At 58.3% G+C, this 18,559-nt stretch carries 18 protein-coding genes and 1 tRNA gene; 7 read left to right on the top strand and 12 right to left on the bottom strand.

The features are described 5' to 3' along the window. The first annotated feature begins 340 nt into the window (after positions 1-340). The 4 genes from ACQUQP_RS06965 (at position 341) to ACQUQP_RS06950 (ending at position 4,237) form a co-directional block, all read left to right on the top strand. Positions 341-1,120: an IclR family transcriptional regulator gene (locus ACQUQP_RS06965; protein WP_432698076.1), complete on the top strand. Its 780-nt coding sequence runs from the start codon at positions 341-343 to the stop codon at positions 1,118-1,120. A gap of 87 nt (positions 1,121-1,207) precedes the next feature. After that, positions 1,208-1,897 carry a hypothetical protein gene (locus ACQUQP_RS06960; protein WP_432698075.1) on the top strand — a complete coding sequence of 230 codons (690 nt, stop codon included), beginning with the start codon at positions 1,208-1,210 and terminating at the stop codon, positions 1,895-1,897. Between the two features lie 22 nt (positions 1,898-1,919). Then, on the top strand, positions 1,920-2,831 hold the full coding sequence (locus ACQUQP_RS06955; RefSeq protein WP_432698074.1) for a hypothetical protein: 912 nt from the start codon (positions 1,920-1,922) through the stop codon (positions 2,829-2,831). Next, positions 2,828-4,237, top strand: coding sequence for an SH3 domain-containing protein (locus ACQUQP_RS06950; RefSeq protein WP_432698073.1), 1,410 nt, complete (start codon positions 2,828-2,830; stop codon positions 4,235-4,237). The genes ACQUQP_RS06955 and ACQUQP_RS06950 overlap by 4 nt, the downstream gene beginning before the upstream one ends. 162 nt (positions 4,238-4,399) lie before the next feature. On the opposite strand, the gene ACQUQP_RS06945 is transcribed toward ACQUQP_RS06950, so the two are convergent. From ACQUQP_RS06945 to thrS, 9 genes are all read right to left on the bottom strand, one after another. Beyond that, positions 4,400-4,476, bottom strand: a tRNA-Pro gene (locus tag ACQUQP_RS06945). A 72-nt stretch (positions 4,477-4,548) separates the two neighbouring features. Next, positions 4,549-4,911, bottom strand: a complete 363-nt coding sequence (locus ACQUQP_RS06940) for a MerR family transcriptional regulator (protein ID WP_432698072.1) — start codon at positions 4,909-4,911, stop codon at positions 4,549-4,551. After that, positions 4,883-5,194 (bottom strand): integration host factor subunit alpha, encoded by a 312-nt coding sequence (gene ihfA, locus ACQUQP_RS06935; protein ID WP_432698071.1) that lies wholly within the window; start codon positions 5,192-5,194, stop codon positions 4,883-4,885. Before ihfA ends, ACQUQP_RS06940 begins: the two co-directional genes overlap by 29 nt. 14 nt (positions 5,195-5,208) lie before the next feature. Further along, positions 5,209-7,587, bottom strand: a complete 2,379-nt coding sequence (gene pheT / locus ACQUQP_RS06930) for a phenylalanine--tRNA ligase subunit beta (RefSeq protein ID WP_432698070.1) — start codon at positions 7,585-7,587, stop codon at positions 5,209-5,211. Between the two features lie 39 nt (positions 7,588-7,626). Further along, positions 7,627-8,610, bottom strand: a complete 984-nt coding sequence (pheS, locus tag ACQUQP_RS06925) for a phenylalanine--tRNA ligase subunit alpha (RefSeq protein WP_432698069.1) — start codon at positions 8,608-8,610, stop codon at positions 7,627-7,629. A gap of 87 nt (positions 8,611-8,697) precedes the next feature. Continuing rightward, positions 8,698-9,054, bottom strand: a complete 357-nt coding sequence (rplT, locus tag ACQUQP_RS06920) for a 50S ribosomal protein L20 (protein WP_104003274.1) — start codon at positions 9,052-9,054, stop codon at positions 8,698-8,700. 40 nt (positions 9,055-9,094) lie between these two features. Then, positions 9,095-9,289, bottom strand: coding sequence for a 50S ribosomal protein L35 (gene rpmI / locus ACQUQP_RS06915; protein ID WP_104003275.1), 195 nt, complete (start codon positions 9,287-9,289; stop codon positions 9,095-9,097). A 105-nt stretch (positions 9,290-9,394) separates the two neighbouring features. Then, positions 9,395-9,856, bottom strand: coding sequence for a translation initiation factor IF-3 (gene infC / locus ACQUQP_RS06910; RefSeq protein WP_432698686.1), 462 nt, complete (start codon positions 9,854-9,856; stop codon positions 9,395-9,397). Positions 9,857-9,958: 102 nt separating this feature from the next. Next, complete coding sequence (gene thrS, locus ACQUQP_RS06905; protein WP_432698068.1) at positions 9,959-11,875, bottom strand: threonine--tRNA ligase; 1,917 nt, start codon at positions 11,873-11,875, stop codon at positions 9,959-9,961. 225 nt (positions 11,876-12,100) lie between these two features. Between thrS and ACQUQP_RS06900 the strand changes: the two genes are divergently transcribed. After that, a complete protein-coding gene (locus ACQUQP_RS06900) occupies positions 12,101-13,648 on the top strand; it encodes an ATP-binding protein (RefSeq protein ID WP_432698067.1) in 1,548 nt (515 codons plus the stop codon). Next, positions 13,648-14,367, top strand: a complete 720-nt coding sequence (locus ACQUQP_RS06895) for a response regulator (RefSeq protein WP_432698066.1) — start codon at positions 13,648-13,650, stop codon at positions 14,365-14,367. Before ACQUQP_RS06900 ends, ACQUQP_RS06895 begins: the two co-directional genes overlap by 1 nt. A gap of 127 nt (positions 14,368-14,494) precedes the next feature. On the opposite strand, the gene ACQUQP_RS06890 is transcribed toward ACQUQP_RS06895, so the two are convergent. The 3 genes from ACQUQP_RS06890 to ACQUQP_RS06880 are packed head-to-tail and all read right to left on the bottom strand — an operon-like array spanning position 14,495 to position 17,463. Then, a complete protein-coding gene (locus ACQUQP_RS06890) occupies positions 14,495-16,030 on the bottom strand; it encodes a tripartite tricarboxylate transporter permease (RefSeq protein ID WP_432698065.1) in 1,536 nt (511 codons plus the stop codon). Positions 16,031-16,042: 12 nt separating this feature from the next. Beyond that, positions 16,043-16,483: a tripartite tricarboxylate transporter TctB family protein gene (locus ACQUQP_RS06885; RefSeq protein WP_432698064.1), complete on the bottom strand. Its 441-nt coding sequence runs from the start codon at positions 16,481-16,483 to the stop codon at positions 16,043-16,045. After that, a complete protein-coding gene (locus tag ACQUQP_RS06880) occupies positions 16,480-17,463 on the bottom strand; it encodes a Bug family tripartite tricarboxylate transporter substrate binding protein (protein WP_432698063.1) in 984 nt (327 codons plus the stop codon). Before ACQUQP_RS06880 ends, ACQUQP_RS06885 begins: the two co-directional genes overlap by 4 nt. Positions 17,464-17,998: 535 nt before the next feature. Between ACQUQP_RS06880 and ACQUQP_RS06875 the strand changes: the two genes are divergently transcribed. Beyond that, positions 17,999-18,550 (top strand): hypothetical protein, encoded by a 552-nt coding sequence (locus ACQUQP_RS06875; RefSeq protein WP_432698062.1) that lies wholly within the window; start codon positions 17,999-18,001, stop codon positions 18,548-18,550. The last annotated feature ends 9 nt before the right edge of the window (positions 18,551-18,559 follow it).

Below are 18,559 nucleotides of genomic sequence, written 5' to 3'. Positions count from 1 at the left end.
CGCCCTTTATTGTGTAGTTGGCACTGTTTCCGCCTCAGCGACTTGCCGGGGCTTTATTTCTTGGCTCAGTTCTTAAACCGCTCTTGGTTCAGCGCTTAAGTTGAGATTCACCATAAGTAGCGGATCTAATTTCCGCAATACGCAACAACATTCACATTATGAAAACTGACCATTTAATCAGCTTTAGGCGTTTAAGTTTTTGTTTTTAAATGTATTGATTTATAAATTCTGGAAAATGAAGGATTTTCACAATGCGAAATCGTGCTGTTTTTTATTGCAATGTGGTAACTTGATGAGAACCCAAAGGATAAAAACCGAACCTTTTAGTGCGAGGCCCCCCATGTCTGACGCAAAACCGGAAGCGCGAATCCAGGTCATCGACCGGGCCGCGACCCTGCTTGATGTGATCTCCCGCTACTCAACGCCGGTCAAACTCAAGGTGTTGAGCGCCGATGCCGGCCTGCATCCCTCCACCGCCTACCGGATTCTGCATTCACTGATCGATAACCGCTTTGTCGAGCGTGGCGAGGACGGCAGCTACCGGCTGGGACAGCGTCTGCTGCAGCTCAGCAACCGTATCCACTCCGACATCGAACTCAGAGCGGTGGCCATGCCCTATATGGTCAAGCTGCGTGATCAGCTGGGGGAAACGATCAACCTGACCATTCGGGAAGGCGATGCCGTGGTCTACTACGACAAGGCCACTCCCAACCGCATGATGCATGTGCACCAGATCATCGGCAGCCGGGCGCCCCTGCACGTCACCGGTGTCGGCAAACTGATGCTGGGCAAGGGGGGAGAAAAAGAGATTGCAGGTTATGCACAACGGACCAACCTGCCGGCCTACACCCGCAACACCTTTACCTCGCTACCGACGCTGACCGACGAATGCCTGGCATCGGTGGAACGCGGCTACGCATTGGATAACGAGGAAGCGGAGATCGGCGTGGGCTGCATCGGCGTGCTGATCTACGATCACACCAATCAGCCGGTGGCGGGATTGTCACTGTCCGCCCCGATCGAGCGCCGCCGTGACGAGTGGGTCGCCGACCTTGTGGCGGCGGGAGAAGCGATTTCGGAACAACTGGGGTATCGGCCGCCGGAGACAGCGGAGCAGTAGCCGCTCACGCAGGGTGCAGCTGTGCGATGTGACAGTACGGATGTGCTAGGCTGATTTTTACTACCAACAGATCTGCCGGCCCCGATTATGCCCAAGCTGCCGCGCTGGATACGCGATTGGATCGGGGGCTCTGACGTCATCCGTCGCACCGATCGCAAAATCACGCCAATGAACGCCCTGCAAAACGCAGGCGGCATTCTCGCCCTCGCCTTCGCCCAACCTATTCTCGCCTGGTTACTGGACAACGACTCGGCACAGGTGGTGCTTGTTGCACGCTTCATTATCCTGGCAGCGCTCGTTGCGATGGCGCACTACGTCGTCATATCGAAGTGCGAGGCACCACCGGACGAAACCACCCCAAGGCTGGCCGGTGTTGGTACTACCCCTAAACTGGCCTATGTTTATAGCGAAGGAGATCGGCTGACATCGAAACTCGTCGTGATCCTGGGACTGGCATTACTCGTGTATCTGTCCTGGCCCAAAGTTTCGACCTGCTATCTGTCGGTACAGATTCAGCCTCCACCGGGTGTATCCGTTACGTCCTTTCGCGGCATGTCGCTCGACGTAGCAGGTGCAGACTACAGCAATCAGTTTCTGCTCTCGGCAACGGGGACGGCACACATCGTGATCGAGCCCCCACAGGTGTCGGCCTGGACGCTGGGGTTGCATGATGCCGACGGCCAGCGCCTTACGGGTATCGAACTCAAGGGGTGTATCGATGCGCAACAGCGGGACACTTCAGCGGACAACTGGACATTCAGTTTCGCCCCGAGGTAACAGCCTGCGCCAGGGCACCCTGATGATCACACTGAGCCTGCTCATGGCCTGGCATCAGCCACTGCTGGCCGAAACCATTGTGCGCGGCAAGTTATCGGACCAGGTGTCCGAGCGGCCCATGATGGGCGTCCAGGTCAGCGTCTTAAAGGGAAGCCAGGTGCTCGACACGGCCAGCAGCGAAACGGACGGCCGTTACCAGCTTGTTATCGATGTGGGCACCAGCCCGTCGCCCCAGACCCTGACACTGTCCGCCGAACTTGACGGCTATGTTACCCAGACCCAGGACTTCACCGTCACCTCGGGGAGCACAGACAGCCCGGCATACGACCTGGAGCTGTTTCCGATGGCGCTGAACGCCTGTCGTATCACCGGAGGCCACGGCGTGATTGTCGGCTATTTTCGCGCACCGCCTGCGGCGAATGTCAGCGATCTGACCTACCGCATCAGTGATGCTCTGACCTACAGCCTGCTGACGCGTCTGCAGCAGGCCCACCTGGATACATCCCTGCAGCCGGAATTCTGGGCCTGCAACGAGGCCAAGCTGCGCTCCGCCACGCTGGGGCAAAGATACGCCACGGTGCTCGGTGCAGTCGCCTTCGTCACCGGTGACGTAAATTCGGCAGACGGCACATACGACATCAGCACCTATGTCAGTGATCGCTTCGGTATCTTCAGACTGCCCCACCGCTCCGTCAATCAGGCGGTGGACCTGGGCGATCCCGGCGCGGCAAAACTGGACCCCGGCACCCACGGCGCAATTCTGACCGCGGTAGCCGCCGCCTACGAGAATGACGGTCGTTACGCCGAGGGTGTGGATGTCACCGTGGCGGCCGAGCAGCTGATGGGTTTCCTGACGCCCGAGCTGGAAGCCATTCGCAGCCGCTGTCAGGCCAATATCGAGAACCGCGGGTTACTCAGGGGGGATTCGCCATGAAGCGGATTCACTGCGCACTGGCTGGCCTGGCGGCATTGCTGCTCTGTCTGCCGCATTATGTACTGGCAGGCATCCAACTCGATATTGAAACCGAACTTCGCCTGCTGGAAGAAGGCGGCCAGAGCCAGCGCTATATCCCCGCCGCGGAATTTCGGGCGGCCACGTTTACCTACGAAGACCCCGACGGTACCGGCTGGGGTGAAGAGATCGGTCGCCTTATGGGCCACGAGATTCTGATGAACAGCGGTGTCTATTCCCTGGGGGTGTTGAAATACGAGGGCCAGCTGGCACCTCAGGAAAAAGGCGGCCTGAGCTACTTCGACAAGGTTGAGCGGCTGGCGGAGGCACAGCAGGTGACGCTCTCTGTGTGGGGAGTGATCCGGCACACCGGCAACGCCTTCCAGATCGATACCTACGCACAGATATCGCCCAGCGCCTTGAAGCAGTATCTGCAGTGGCAACTCCCTTTGCCGAAAGCGATGGGAGGCGGCACGCTCCAGGCTCATCTGCGTCCCGACCGCATCCGCGTACAGAGCCTGAGCGTCGATGCAACGGCGATGGATGACATTCTCAGTGCCACCAGGCGCCTTGCGACCCTGCGCGCCTCGCCTCGCCGCGATGCGGCCGTGGTGGGCGAGCTTCCGCAGGGGCAGGTTCACTATGTGCTGCGACGAGAGGGAGATTGGGCGCTGCTGCAGATACCTCAAGGCCCGAAAGGCTGGGTCCCGGTGAGCGGATACTGCCTGCGTGCCTGCAAGCACCTACTGGAAGCAGCACGCTTCTCTGGCGGGGTGCTGAGCTACATGGCAAGCCACAAGTTACAGAACGCCAGCGATCACCTTACCAATGAGACGCTGGCGGTCGAGGAGCAGATCAAAGCGCTGGATGGGCTTAACAATCCATCGGCAGAGAAGATCAACAAAGAGAGCTTGCAACGCGCCGAGCGCTGGGTCGGCCCTGAGCGCTGGACAGGCAAAGACGAGTGGACAGAGATAGATCGTGGCAGTGGTATCGCCCCCGGCGGTGCCAGCTTCGCAAACATCCGTTCACTGGCCAAGCTGGCCATAGCCCTGCAACACGCCTACGAAGATCGCATCGAGACGCTTACGCCAGAGATCGCACACATCCAACGACGCCTGCAATCTGAGTACGGTGATGATTGGCGCCAGCATCTGCCAGAGCGGTTCAGCCCCAAAGGCATCTTCGACGGGGTCGCATTGAGAAAAGAGTTCGTTGAACAGATCGCCTTCGAGCTGGCCGATTCATCCCTTTACGACCCCAGGAACACCGACGTGCTTACCAATCTGGCAATGCTGTTCGGCTATGTGGGTGATACAGAACGCAGCCAGCTTGCGCAGGACCTGTACGAAAAGTACGCGGGTGTGCTCGCCCCTGCAGAGCGATAACACAGTTTTGATCTCATAGAATGCCGAAAAGGCTAAAGGGCTGCGCTTTGAGCTTTCCAGTGCCGATTACGAAAACGTACCGGGACATGGATAGAGGAAAGTAAGAAGAGCCAGAAACGAAAAAATCGCCAAACGGCGATTCTTCTGGTCTCTGGATTTTAATGGTCGGGACGGCAGGATTTGAACCTGCGACCCCCTGCACCCCATGCAGGTGCGCTACCAGACTGCGCTACGCCCCGACTGAGCTGAGACCCCAAGGTCTCGAAGAGAGATGCGAATACTACATTAAGGGTTTGATAATGTGAAGCTTTTTATCGAACTGTTTTTAACAGGTCGCGGATCTCTTCGAGCTCCGAAATGGTCTGTTTAAGCAGCTGGCGATACTGCTTGGCATCATCACCGGCGTGATCGCCCTTGAGCCACTGACGGGCACCGACAATGGTAAAACCCTGGTCGTAGAGCAGGCTTCTGATCTGACGAATGAGCAGCAGATCCTGGCGCTGGTAATAACGGCGGTTGCTGCGTTTGACCGGCTTGATCTGTTCAAACTCCTGCTCCCAGTATCGCAATACGTGGGGTTTGAGCTCACAGAGCTTGGACGCTTCGCCGATGGTGAAATACCGCTTGCCGGGAATGGGCTCCAGCTCAGTCTGAGTTGGATTGCTGTCCGGCATAGGCTTCTACACGTTCCTTCAGTTTCTGGCCCGGACGGAAGGTCACGACCCGGCGTGCCGAGATCGGGACCTCCTCTCCGGTTTTCGGGTTTCGGCCCGGACGCTGACGCTTGTCGCGCAGGTCGAAGTTGCCGAAGCCCGAAAGTTTCACATGCTCATTTGACGCCAGACTCGACCGAATCTCTTCAAAGAAGGATTCAACCATATCTTTAGCTTCACGTTTATTGAGGCCCAGTTCTTCAAAAAGGCGCTCTGCCATATCCGCTTTCGTCAAAGAGCTCATGACACCACCCTGTCTTAATCTCTTAAAGTCGCTCCCAGCTTTTCGCCCAGAGCGGCAACCACAGCACTCACTGCGCTGTTTATTTCTTCATCAGTAAGAGTGCGTGATGGATGCTGCCAGGTCAAGCCCAGGGCCAGACTTTTTCGTCCCGGTTCAATACCTTGGCCCTGATAGACGTCAAATAGCGTCACTTGCTTCAGGTGCTCTCCGGCCTCTGCAACAGCCACTTCACGCAGCTCTGCAAAGCGGGTTTCGGCACTAACCAGCACCGCCAGATCGCGGCGCGATTCCGGAAATTTGGACAGTTCGCTGAAGCGGGAAACCTGTCCTTCGATCACGGCATCCAGCTCGATTTCAAACAGGAACACGGGACCGGTCAGGTCCAGTGATTTCTGCAGGCTCGGGTGCAGCGCACCGATACGACCCACGGTCTTGCCACCACGCTGAATCGCAGCGCTCTGACCCGGGTGCAGGGCGACATTGGACTCGGCGACAAAACTGAACTGATCGGCACAGCTACCCAGTCCAAGCAGGGTTTCCACATCGCCTTTCAGATCGAAGAAATCGACCTTGTCGCTACCGCCGTTCCAGCCTTCCGGCTGACGGGAGCCACAGATAATACCGGCAACTACGTTCTGCTGCTTGAGACCATCTTCTTCAGGCACAAAGCGCTGACCGATCTCGAACAGACGCACGCGCGGCTGCTGACGGTGCTGGTTGTACTGCAGCGCCTTGGCCAGACCCGGCCAGAGCGTGGTGCGCATCACGGCCATTTCGGCAGAGATCGGGTTAGCCAGCGCCATCGGCTCATGCTGGTCATCGAACTGGGCGGACAGGCCTTTCTCGATGAAGCTGTAGGTGATCGCTTCCTGGTAGCCCAGGCTGATCAGGTGGCTGCGGATACGGCCCTGCAGCACCTGTGCTTCGGACTGAGGTGCGATCGGCAGCTCTGCCAGCGGTGTACGCGACGGCAGGTTGTTGTAGCCGTAGACACGGGCGATCTCTTCGATCAGATCCACTTCCAGGCTGATGTCGAAACGGTAGCTCGGTACGCTCACCTGCCACTGACGCTCGCCGCTGACTTCCAGCGACAGGCCCAGGCGGGTCAGGATCTCAACGATCTCTTCCGCCGGGATCTCCAGTGCCAGCATCGAGGTGACACGGTCATGACGCAGAGTCACCTGAGCCACTTCCGGCAGGTCTGCTTCGGACACCGCTTCGGTTACCGGACCGGCTTCACCGCCGACGATGTCGACCAGCAATGCGGTGGCACGCTCCATGGCGCGACGCTGCTGCTGCCAGTCCACGCCACGCTCAAAGCGATGGGAGGAGTCGGTGTGCAGACCGTAGCTACGGGCACGGCCAGCAATCGCCAGCGGTGCGAAGAAGGCGCTTTCCAGCAGGATATCGCGGGTCTCTCCGGTCACAGAGGTAGGCTCGCCGCCCATGATGCCCGCCATGGCAACCGCCTTGGACTGGTCGGCAATCACCAGCGTATCGCTGTTGAGTTTGATCTCCTGGCCGTCCAGCAGCGTAAGCTGCTCATCCTGCTCTGCCATGCGTACCTGGATGCCGCCATCGAGCTTAGCCAGGTCAAAGGCGTGCATCGGCTGACCGAGCTCGATCAGCACGTAGTTGGTGACATCGACTACCGGGTCGATGGAGCGGATACCGGAGCGGCGCAGTTTTTCCTGCATCCACAGCGGAGTTTCAACGCCAGGGTTGATGTTGCGGATCACACGCGCCAGATAGCGCGGGCAACCGTTGGCAGCAACCAGGGTTGCTTCGACCTGATCGTCGATCTGCGGAGCAACCGCAGAACAGTCGATATCGGTGACCGGAGCCTTGTTGAGCACGCCCACTTCGCGCGCCATACCCGCCAGGCTCAGACAGTCGCCACGGTTCGGGGTCAGGTCTACATCGATGATCTGGTCATCAAGCTTCAGGTATTCGCGGATATCGGTGCCGACCGGCGCATCCGCCGCCAGCTCCATCAGGCCGCCGTGATCGTCCGACAGACCCAGCTCATCTTCGGCGCAGAGCATGCCGAAGGACTCAACCTGACGCAGTTTGGCTTTCTTGATCTTGAAATCGCCCGGCAGGACAGCGCCTACCTTGGCAAAAGGCACGCGGATGCCGGCACGGGCATTGGGCGCGCCGCAGACAACCTGGAACTCTTCGCTGCCATCAGATACCTGGCAAACGCGCAGTTTGTCGGCATTGGGATGCTGCTCGGCGCTGATAATCTCGCCAATTACCACACCGCTGAACTGACCGGCCACCGGCTCGACTTCGTCGACTTCCAGTCCCGACAGGCTGAGCTGATCGACCAGTGTCTGGGTATCAATTTCGGGCTGCACCAGTTCGCGCAACCAGTGTTCACTGAATTTCATGCTGCTGTCCTGAAATCTCTGAATTCTGGGTTGGGTCGATCAACGGAACTGGCCGAGGAAGCGCAGATCGTTTTCGAAGAACAGGCGCAGGTCATCAACGCCGTAACGGAGCATGGCAAAACGCTCAACGCCCATACCAAAGGCAAAACCGCTGTACTCGTCGGGATCGATACCGGACATCTCCAGCACTTTCGGGTGCACCATGCCGCAACCCAGCACTTCCAGCCACTTGCCATCGCCACGGTCGATATCAACCTCGATGGAGGGCTCGGTAAACGGGAAATAGGAGGGACGGAAACGAACTTTCACATCTTCTTCGAAGAAGGCGCGCAGGAACTGCTCCAGCGTACCCTTGAGATCGGCGAAGCTGATGTTTTTGTCGATCAACAGACCTTCCACCTGGTGAAACATCGGTGAGTGGGTCTGATCGTAGTCACAGCGGTATACACGGCCCGGGCAGATGATGCGGATCGGCGGCTGCTGCGCTTCCATGGTACGCACCTGCACCGGCGACGTATGGGTACGCAGCAGTGTGTGGGTGTCGAAGTAGAAGGTATCGTGCATGGCACGTGCCGGGTGATGCGACGGAATATTGAGCGCTTCGAAGTTGTGGTAGTCGTCTTCGATCTCCGGACCTTCTTCAACGGTGTAACCGATGCTGCCGAAGAAAGATTCGATACGCTCCATGGTCTTGGTGACTGGGTGCAAACCACCCAGCTGCTGACCACGTCCCGGCAGGGTAACGTCGATGGTTTCCGCTGCCAGCTTCTGCTCAAGAGCGGCACGCTCGAGCTGTTCCTTGCGGGAACTCAGCTCTTTCGCCAGCTCTTCCTTGGCTTCATTGATTTTCGCACCCGCTGCAGGGCGTTCTTCGGCTGAGAGTTTGCCCAGCCCTTTCAGCAACTGGGTAAGATGACCTTTCTTACCCAGGTACTGAACGCGCACGTCGTCCAGCGTCTTTACATCGTCGGCCTGAGCGACCGCCTGTTTGCCATCCGCCAGGAGGGCGTGAAGATTTTCCATGTCCGGCTCCAAACAAAAATAGGGGAAGAGCTTGCACCCTTCCCCTATTCGATTCGATCAATTACCTACCATCAGGCGGGTGACGCCTTAGGCCAGGGCAGCTTTCGCTTTTTCGACAACCGCAGCAAAGGCAGCCTGCTGGTGAACAGCCAGGTCAGCCAGAACCTTACGGTCGATTTCGATGTTGGCCTTTTTCAGACCAGCGATGAAGCGGCTGTAGGACAGACCGTTGATACGGGCAGCAGCGTTGATACGTGCGATCCACAGAGCGCGGAACTGACGCTTACGCTGACGACGGTCACGGTAAGCATACTGACCAGCTTTGATGACCGCCTGCTTGGCAACGCGGAATACACGGCTGCGAGCGCCGTAGTAACCTTTTGCCTGTTTCAGGACTTTCTTATGACGAGCACGAGCCACAACACCACGTTTTACACGAGCCATGGTATTTCCTTCTAATTAAAAGTTGATTCAGACAAAAAGCTTACAGATACGGCAGCATGCGCTTGACCAGAGCCTGGTCAGCATCATGAACCTGCAGCATCGGGCGCAGCTGACGCTTACGCTTGGTGCTTTTCTTGGTCAGAATGTGGCTTTTGAAGGCCTGCTTGTGCTTGACGCCATTAGCAGTTTTCTTGAAACGTTTTGCCGCACCGCGGACAGATTTAATCTTAGGCATTACTCAATCTCCACGCATTCGTTTGTAATACGCCAGCCTGAATCGACAAAACCCACACAGTCTCTCTGCTATAGAGAAACAGCGCGGGTCTCGTAGAAACGCTGACTATTTCTTCTTCGGGGCGACGACCATCACCATCTGGCGACCTTCCATCTTCGGCTGCTGTTCTACAGTACCGAGCTCCAACTCGACGAGGTCTGCCTCGACGCGTCGCAGCAACTGCATACCCAGCTCCTGATGGGCCATCTCACGACCACGGAAACGCAATGTCACCTTGGCCTTGTCCCCGGCTTCAAGGAAACGTATCAGGTTGCGCAGTTTTACCTGATAATCCCCTTCTTCCGTACCGGGACGGAATTTCACTTCCTTGACCTGCATCTGAGACTGCTTCTTCTTAGCCTCATTTGCTTTCTTCTTCAGCTCATACTGATGCTTACCATAGTCCATGATCTTGCAGACGATGGGATCAGAATCAGAGATCTGTACAAGGTCAAGCTCGGCCTCCTGAGCATGCTCAAGAGCCTCATTAATCGAAACGACACCAACCTGGTTACCATCCGCTCCAATGAGACGGACTTCACGAGCACGAATGTTATCGTTGATTGGCGGCAGGTTCTGTCGACCGCCGCGCCTGTTATCACGCCTGATAGCTATATCTCCTGACGAATTTTATTCCTGACGCCCTTTAAGGGAGACTTCCACATTCAGCATCTCAATGAGGGCATCGACGGACATAGTGCCAAGATCTTCACCGGAGCGCGTACGCACTGCAACGGATCCGTTCTCCACCTCTTTGTCACCTATGACGAGCAGGTAGGGCACTTTCTGTAAAGTACGCTCGCGGATTTTAAAGCCGATCTTCTCGTTTCTCAAGTCCGCAACGGCACGATAACCCTGATTTTCAAGTCTTTCGGTCACTTCATTAACAAACGGCGCCTGTTTATCGGTAATATTCATCACCGCAACCTGCACCGGCGCCAGCCAGGTCGGCAGTGCACCGGCGTAATGCTCGATCAGGATACCGATGAAACGCTCGAAGGAACCGAGGATTGCACGGTGCAGCATCACCGGTGTTTCGCGATCGCCCTGCTCATTGACGAACTGCGCATTCAGGCGGCCCGGCATAGAGAAGTCCACCTGGATGGTACCGCACTGCCAGACACGGCCGAGGCAGTCACGCAGGGAGAATTCAATCTTCGGCCCGTAGAACGCACCTTCGCCCGGCAGTTCTTCCCAGTCCAGCTCAGCGGCGTCCAGCGCATCGGCCAGCGCCTTCTCGGCCTTGTCCCAGACCTCGTCGGAACCGACGCGTTGCTCCGGACGGGTGGAGAGCTTGTAAAGGATGTCGCTGAAGCCGAAGTCTGCGTACACCTCGTGCAGGAAGTCGATAAAAGACGCAACTTCCGACTGAATCGAGTCTTCGCCACAGAAGATGTGCGCATCGTCCTGAACGAAGCCGCGCACACGCATGATGCCGTGCAGCGCACCGGAGGGCTCGTTACGGTGGCAGGAGCCGAACTCCGCCAGACGCAGCGGCATTTCACGGTAAGAACGCAGGCCCTGGTTGAACACCTGGATGTGGCAGGGGCAGTTCATCGGTTTGATGGCGAAGTCGCGGCTCTCGGAGTGCGTGGTAAACATCTGCTCCTGGAACTTGTCCCAGTGACCGGACTTTTCCCACAGCGTGCGCTCGACAACCTGCGGTGTCTTGATCTCCTGATAGCCGTGCTTGCGTTGCTTGGCACGCATGTACTGTTCAATCTGCTGGTACAGAGTCCAGCCGTGCGGATGCCAGAACACCATGCCCGGCGCTTCTTCCTGCAGGTGGAACAGGTTCAGCTGCTTGGCCAGTTTACGGTGGTCACGCTTCTCTGCTTCTTCCAGACGGTGCAGGTATGCCTTGAGCGCTTTTTTGTCGCCCCAGGCGGTACCGTAGATGCGCTGCAGCATCTCGTTCTTGGCATCACCGCGCCAGTAAGCACCGGCAACCTTCATCAGCTTGAACGCTTTGATGTGACCGGTAGCCGGCACGTGCGGACCACGGCAGAGGTCGATAAAGTCGCCCTGCTTGTAAAAGGAGAGAGGCTCTTCACCCGGGATGTCCTGGATGATTTCGACCTTGTACTTCTCGCCCATCTGCTCGAACATCGCCACCGCTTCGTCACGGTTCATGATGGAGCGGGATACCTCCAGGTTCTGCTTCGACAGCTCGGTCATCCGCTTCTCGATCTTCTCGAGATCTTCCTGGGTGAAGGGACGCTCATAAGAGAAGTCGTAATAGAAGCCGTTGTCGATCACCGGGCCGATCGTTACCTGGGCGCCGGGGAACAGTTCCTGAACAGCCATGGCCATCAGGTGGGCGCAGGAGTGACGAATAACTTCGAGGCCTTCCTCATCGCGTGCCGTGACGATCGCCAGCTCGGCATCGTTTTCAATGACGTAACTGGTATCCACCAGCGTGCCATCGACTTTGCCGGCAAGAGCTGCCTTGGCCAGGCCGGTACCGATATCGGCGGCCACATCGAATACGCTGACGGGGTGATCGAATTCGCGAATACTCGCATCGGGAAGGGTAATAACAGGCATGGTAAATCCTATGCTTAGTGGTGGCCCCTACGACAGGCCACATAAGAGTGTTGGCCGACAATCGACGGACGACCCTGAGCAAGACGCGAGAGTATAACGTTCCCGCTCCAGTGCCACCACCCATACGGACAAATCAGTAGCTTAGGCGTACACTTTAGGGTCAAAACAGGCCCGATATATAACAATTCCATGCCACACATCCGTTTACGTATCAGCACCCGTTTAATGATTGTTCTGTGCCTGCTGGTACTGGTGCAGTCCGTTGTCCTGGGTGGTTTCGCCCTGCGTCATCTCGGCGACTCCCTTGAGGAACAGATCGCGCAGCGGGCGGTTCAGCTCGCTTCAATGATCGCGCAGACCCCATCGATCCGCCGCGCCGTGGCAGCCAACGACGCCGACACCACCAACCGTATCGCCTCCGAATTGCGCGATGCCACCGACGCCAGCTTTATCTCCATCGGCAATATCGACGGTATCCGCCTCTCCCACCCCGTTCCCGACCGCATCGGCAAACCGATGGTCGGCGGCGATAACTACGCCGTGCTCAAGGAGGGACGCACCATCATATCGGCAGCTACCGGCAGCCTGGGGCCGTCGATCCGCGGCAAGGCACCGGTGTTCAACGATATCGGCGAAGTGGTAGGCGTGGTTTCGGTGGGCTACCTGACCAATGAGATCGACAACACGGTACTGACCTACCAGCGTATCGTGATCATCGTCACCCTGGTCCTGCTGGTGCTGTCGGTGCTGATCGCCAGCTGGATCGGGCGCCGTTTCCGCGCCGCCATCTTCGACCTGGAACCTCATGAGATCGCCACACTTTTCGAGGAGCGCAACGCCACCCTGGAATCGGTTCGCGAAGGCATCATCGCTATCAACCGGCAGGGCCTGATCACCACCTTCAACCGCGCCGCCATCGATACATTGGACCTGGGCAGCGAGCCGCTTACAGGACGCCATATCCGCGAAGTCCTGCCCGAGAGCCGGATGCCCGCCCTGCTCGAAAGCGGCGAGCCGGAATTCGACAAGGAGATGGTGGTCGATGGCCGCCACCTGGTGATCAACCGGATTCCGATCCGTGTTCACGGCAAGATCAGCGGCGTGGTCGCCAGTTTCCGCGAGCGTGACGAACTCACCATGGTCAGCCGGCGTCTCACCCGTATCCGCCAGTATGCGGATTCCCTGCGCAGCCAGGCCCACGAATACGCCAACAAGCTGCACACCATCGCCGGTCTGATTCAGCTCGACAAGAGCGACGAGGCGCTGGAGCTGATCGGCCAGGAGACCCGGGATCACCAGGCGATGCTGCGCTGGCTGGTGGATTCGGTGGATGACCCGGTGGTCTCCGGCTGCCTGCTGGGCAAGTTCAACCGCGCCCATGAGCTGGGGCTGCACCTCGATATCGACGAGGACAGCCACCTGGGCCCCCTGCCGGCGGCAATTTCCACCGAACGGATGGTCACGCTGATCGGCAATCTGCTGGATAACGCCTTTGACGCCACCCTCTCCGAGGGCAACCGGCGCATCAGTCTCTCCATGACCGACATCGGCCAGGACATCATTATCGAGGTCGAAGACCAGGGACCGGGAATAGAAGATGACGACTTCGCCCGCGTTTTCGAGCGCGGCTTCAGCAGCAAGGCAGAAGGTCGCGGCATCGGCCTGCACCTGGTCAAAGAGATTGTCAGCGACCTGGGCGGCGAGGTGGTGGTTGAAAATCTCGCCGGCAAAGGCGCACGCTTCACTCTTTACCTTCCCAAGGAGACACATTGATGAGCACACCTGTGGGTATCGTTATCGCCGAGGATGATCCTCAGATCGCCGAGATCCAGCGCCGCTTCGTCGAGCGCGTGCCCGGCTTCGAGGTCCGCGGTATCGCACATACCACGCGGGATGCCCGGGAGCTTATCGAGGTATTCCAGCCCAACCTGGTGCTGCTGGATATCCAGTTTCCCGATGGTAGCGGCCTGGACCTGCTGCGCGAGATCCGCGCGTCCGCCAGCCCTACCGACGTGATTCTGGTGACCGCAGCCAAGGAGGTCGACAGTCTGACCGAGGCGCTGCGCTGCGGGGTATTTGACTATATTCTCAAGCCGCTGGTGTTCGAACGCCTGGAGCAGGCGCTGCAGAATTTCACCTCCCACCTGGCAAAACTCAAGGCACTGGAAAGCCTCAGCCAGCAATCGGTGGACGGCCTCCTGCCCCGCAACACACCGGTTCCGCAGCAAAGCACACAGCCCGCGCGTAAACGCCTGCCCAAGGGGATAGACACCCTGACACTGGATAAAGTGCGCAGTGCCCTTGTGGACAGCAAAGAAAGCCTGAGCGCCGAGCAGGTCGGCGAGCGGATCGGTTCCAGCCGGACCACGGCGAGACGTTACCTGGAATACCTGGTCTCGGAGCAGGAACTGGAGGCGGATGTGAACTACGGCAGCATAGGCCGACCGGAGCGGCGTTATCGTGCAGCGCCCGACCTGAAGCCGACAGAATAAAAAAGCCACCGCGTCAGCAGTGCCGACGGGTGGCCAGAAAATACCGGATGACAGGAACCTTGGGTCATCCGGCAGGTGCAAACAACAACGACGTTTGCGGAGGCTTAACACATGTCAGGCAGAGGGCTCAGTCGGCCTCTTCCGGAACTTCGAGACGGGCACGGGCACGTTCCATACGGCGACGCAGAACCGGGCCGATGATGTAAGGCAGTGCCAGCCCCAGGAACGCTACGATCCAGATACCGATGCTCAGGCCGCTGGAGAACAACGCCGTCCAGTCACCATCAGAGATAGTCAGCGCATGGCGCAGGTTCAGCTCCATTTCAGGCCCCAGCAGCATACCGAGGATGACCGGTACCAGCGGCACATCAAGCTTACGCAGGACGTAGCCCAGCAGACCGAAGCCGACCATGAAGTAGAGATCCAGCGCGCTGTTGCTAATTGAGTAGATACCCACAGCCGCCACCAGCGTAACCACCGGCATCAGATACTTCGGCGGAATGCTCAGCAGTTTGACGAACACACCGATCATCGGGATGTTCAGCAACAGCAGCATGATGTTACCCACCAGCAGGGCTGCAATCACACCCCAGACCAGTTCAGCATTCTGCTGGAACAGCATCGGACCCGGCTGGATATTCAGCGAGATCAGCATCGCCAGCAGTACCGCCGTGGTACCACTACCCGGCACACCGAGGGTCAGCATCGGCACCAGGGCACCGTTGGCGGCGGCGTTGTTACCCGCTTCCGGTGCAGCCACACCGCGGGGGTCGCCTTCACCGAACTTGCCTTTGGAACCAACTATCCGCTTCTCCAGGGTGTAGCTGATAAAGCTACCCAGAGAGGCACCGGCACCCGGCAGCACGCCGGAAACGAAGCCCAGCAGAGAACCACGCAAGCTGGTCGGCAGAACCTCGATAATATCCTTCATCTTCAGGCTCAGCTTGTTCAGCTTCGCTGCTGCAAGTCCTTCACCGACATGTTTCTCGATAAAGAACAGCAGTTCGCTGACTGCAAACAGGCCGACGATGGCGATGATGAAGTCGATCCCCTCGTAAAGCTCGAGGATATTGAACGTATAACGCTGGTTGCCGGTGGAGATATCCACACCCACGGTGGCTACCATCAGACCCAACGCCGCAGCGACGATGGTTTTTACCGGATTCTTGCCGGTAATACCGCCCAGCGTGGCGAATGCCAGTGCGAACAGCGCAAAGTATTCCGCAGGACCGAAATGCAGGGCGAAACGCGCCAGAATCGGTGCCAGGATGATCAGGCCGATGGTGGCCAGCAGGCTGCCGATAAAGGAGGCAATAGCGGAGATCGCCAGCGCCTCGGCGGCCTTGCCCTTCATCGCCATCGGGTAACCGTCGAGTGTCGTCATCATCGCCGGCTCGTCACCGGGGATGTTGAGCAGGATGCTCGAGATACGCCCACCATACATGGCGCCAGCATAGACCGAGGTCAGCATGATCAGCGATGCAGCCGGCGACAGACCCAGACTGAAGGCCAGCGGGATCAGGATAGCAACACCGTTAGCAGGGCCAAGACCGGGCAAGGCGCCGATCAGAGTGCCGAGCATCGCGCCGATCGCTGCAAACATCAGGTGCTCCGGTGTCAGCGCGACGGCGAAGCCCTGCAGCAGGAAAGAAAGAGTTTCCATCAGTTCAGCTCCTTAACTCAGCTCGAGGATGCCAGCCGGCAGATGCAGCTCAAGCACGAAGTTGAACAGCACATAGACCACCACCGCGCAGCCGATACCGGTCAGACCGGCCGAAATCGGGCGGGCACCCATGCGCCAGCAGAGCACACCAACCATCAGCGTAGTGGAGATCACGAAGCCCACGGGGGCCAGCATCGCGGAGAAGATCATCAGCACCACAAGCACGAAGCCGAGGTCGAGCAGGGTTTTCATGCCTGGCCAGGGCTGGTCCGGATCCGGCTTAACGATCAGGTAGACGCTGGACAGACCCAGGACTACCGCCAGCAGCAGCGGGAATGTCTCGGGCCCAACCGCCTCGGCGCCACCAAAGGGGACCGGGAACTGGCTGGCCTCCCAGCCGTACGCGACGGCCAGGAGGAGCAGAATGATGCCAAGAATACGATCGCCGATCATTTGATCAGACCGATTTCAACGGAGAGATCACGGATATCCTTCACCTGCTGCTGGACGAAGGCTTCGAACTCCTCACCGGATTTATGGAACGGCATCAGACCGTTCTGCGTCATGATCTGCTTCCATTCGTCGCTCTGGTAAACACCGTCGATAGTTGCGGTCCACCAGTCATAGGCGTCGTCCGGTACGCCGGCCGGCAGGTAGAAACCACGCCAGTTCGGAGCGATCGAGTCTACACCTTGCTCGACAGCGGTCGGCATGCCTGCGAATTCACCGGGCAGGCGTTCCTCTGACAGTACCGCGAGTACACGCAGGTCACCGGACTCGACGAAGCCGAGCACCTCAGATACGTCACCGGTGAAGCCCTGGATGTGACCACCGACCACCTGAGTGATCGCTTCGGCGCCACCGCTGTAAGCCAGGTATTTGATTTTCGGCAGATCGGTCACGCCGGCCGCCTTCGCCGTAATCAGCACTTTCAGGTGATCCCAGCCACCCAGAGCGCTGCCGCCACCGAACTTGACGGACTGCGGGTCTTCTTTGATCGCTTCGATCAGATCGTTCAGGCTCTTGTAAGGTGCATCAGCCGCTACAGCGATGACACCGTAATCCGCGCCGAGTGCGCCGACCCAGCTCACCTGATCAGCGCTCAGGCCGGCGAACTGCCCCTGCGCGAGGCGTGTCGTGGTCGCAGTACTGGCCGCGACGATCAGCGAGGAATCACCCTCGCGCTTGGAAACAGCATGCGCAAAAGCAACACCGCCGCCGGCACCCGGCATGTTCACGGTCTGAACATTGCCTTCAATGTAATCCAGGTCGGTCAGTACCTTGCCGACACTACGGCAGGTGAAATCCCAGCCACCACCCGGGTTGGCCGGCGCGATACACTCGGCGGTGCGCTCTGGCTCAAAGGCGTAGGACTGGGAAGCTGCAAATACGAGGGAAGTGGCAAGCATCAGCTTGCGGATAGGACGTTGCATAATGCGATCTCTCCGAGATTATTGTTTTAGTCGTGAGAGCCGGCCGTATTTTGGGGATGCCGGCATTACGCAGGCGCTCATGGGCAGCCTGATCACAACCGAAACATAGTCGCGAAGACACGCTGTTGAAAGTTAAGGTGAATATTAAGCGTTTAGGCCTTATCGGCCGTTTTGTTCATAAAGTTCACGCCCTAACCGTTTCGATCGAAGAGAATGTAGGAAATGAGGTGGACCCGCCCACCCCGTGCCATGAATGCGTTCGACAAAACCAATCAAGGGTCGGCATCGATGCCCAGGGTCGAAAGATCTTTTCCAAACGCTTGAAACGTACTCAGCTACTCGCGTTTCTCGTGGCCATACCGGGTTTCCATCGGCTGTTAATCACGACTGACTCACGATAGTTGAAATATCGGGCCCCGAGACCTGACACGTTATTGCCGTGCTGTTTCGCGTAAACAGCCTCGAAGGCCTATATTCAAGGGAAGCTGCGAGCAACAGCATTGGCATTGATATCAACTACGGAGAGTGATCATCCATGAAAATGAACAAACTGCTGTTTTCCTGTGTGCTGGCATCGGCGACGCTTTTGGCCGGGTGCGGTAGCGAGGAAGCCGACGAAGCGAAAACGGAAAAAAGCGCGCCCAGTGTCAAGGAAATGGCATCGGACGCTGCCGAGAAGGTTAAGGAATCTGCGGCCAAGGCCGGCGATGCGATGGAGGAAGCGGCAGACAAAACCGGTGAGATGGCTTCGGATGCCATCGACAAAGCCGGAGAGATGGCCGAGGACGCCGGCGATATGGCGAAAGACGCGGCCGACTCGGCCATGGAAAGTGCCAGCGAAATGGGCGAAGCGGCCGGTGAGATGATGAGCGATGCCGCCGATGCCGCCGGGGAGATGGCAGACGATGCCATGAAGGCGACCGGTGAAGCGGCTAAAGATGCTGCTGCGGCGGCGGACGAGGCTGTCGATGCCGCCAAGGAGTCGATGGGCATGAACGAGGCCGCCGAGACCGCCGAGGAGGCCGGTGACGCAGCGGCCGAAGGTGCAGAGGAAGCCGCCGATGCGATGAAAGAGGCCCAGCAGTAACTCGAAGTG

The sequence above is a fragment of the Marinobacterium sp. YM272 genome, from assembly GCF_050908845.1.
Lineage (GTDB): Bacteria > Pseudomonadota > Gammaproteobacteria > Pseudomonadales > Balneatricaceae > Marinobacterium_D.
Note: the sequence above shows the minus strand (reverse complement) of the source record. Positions and strands in the feature narration are given on the sequence as shown.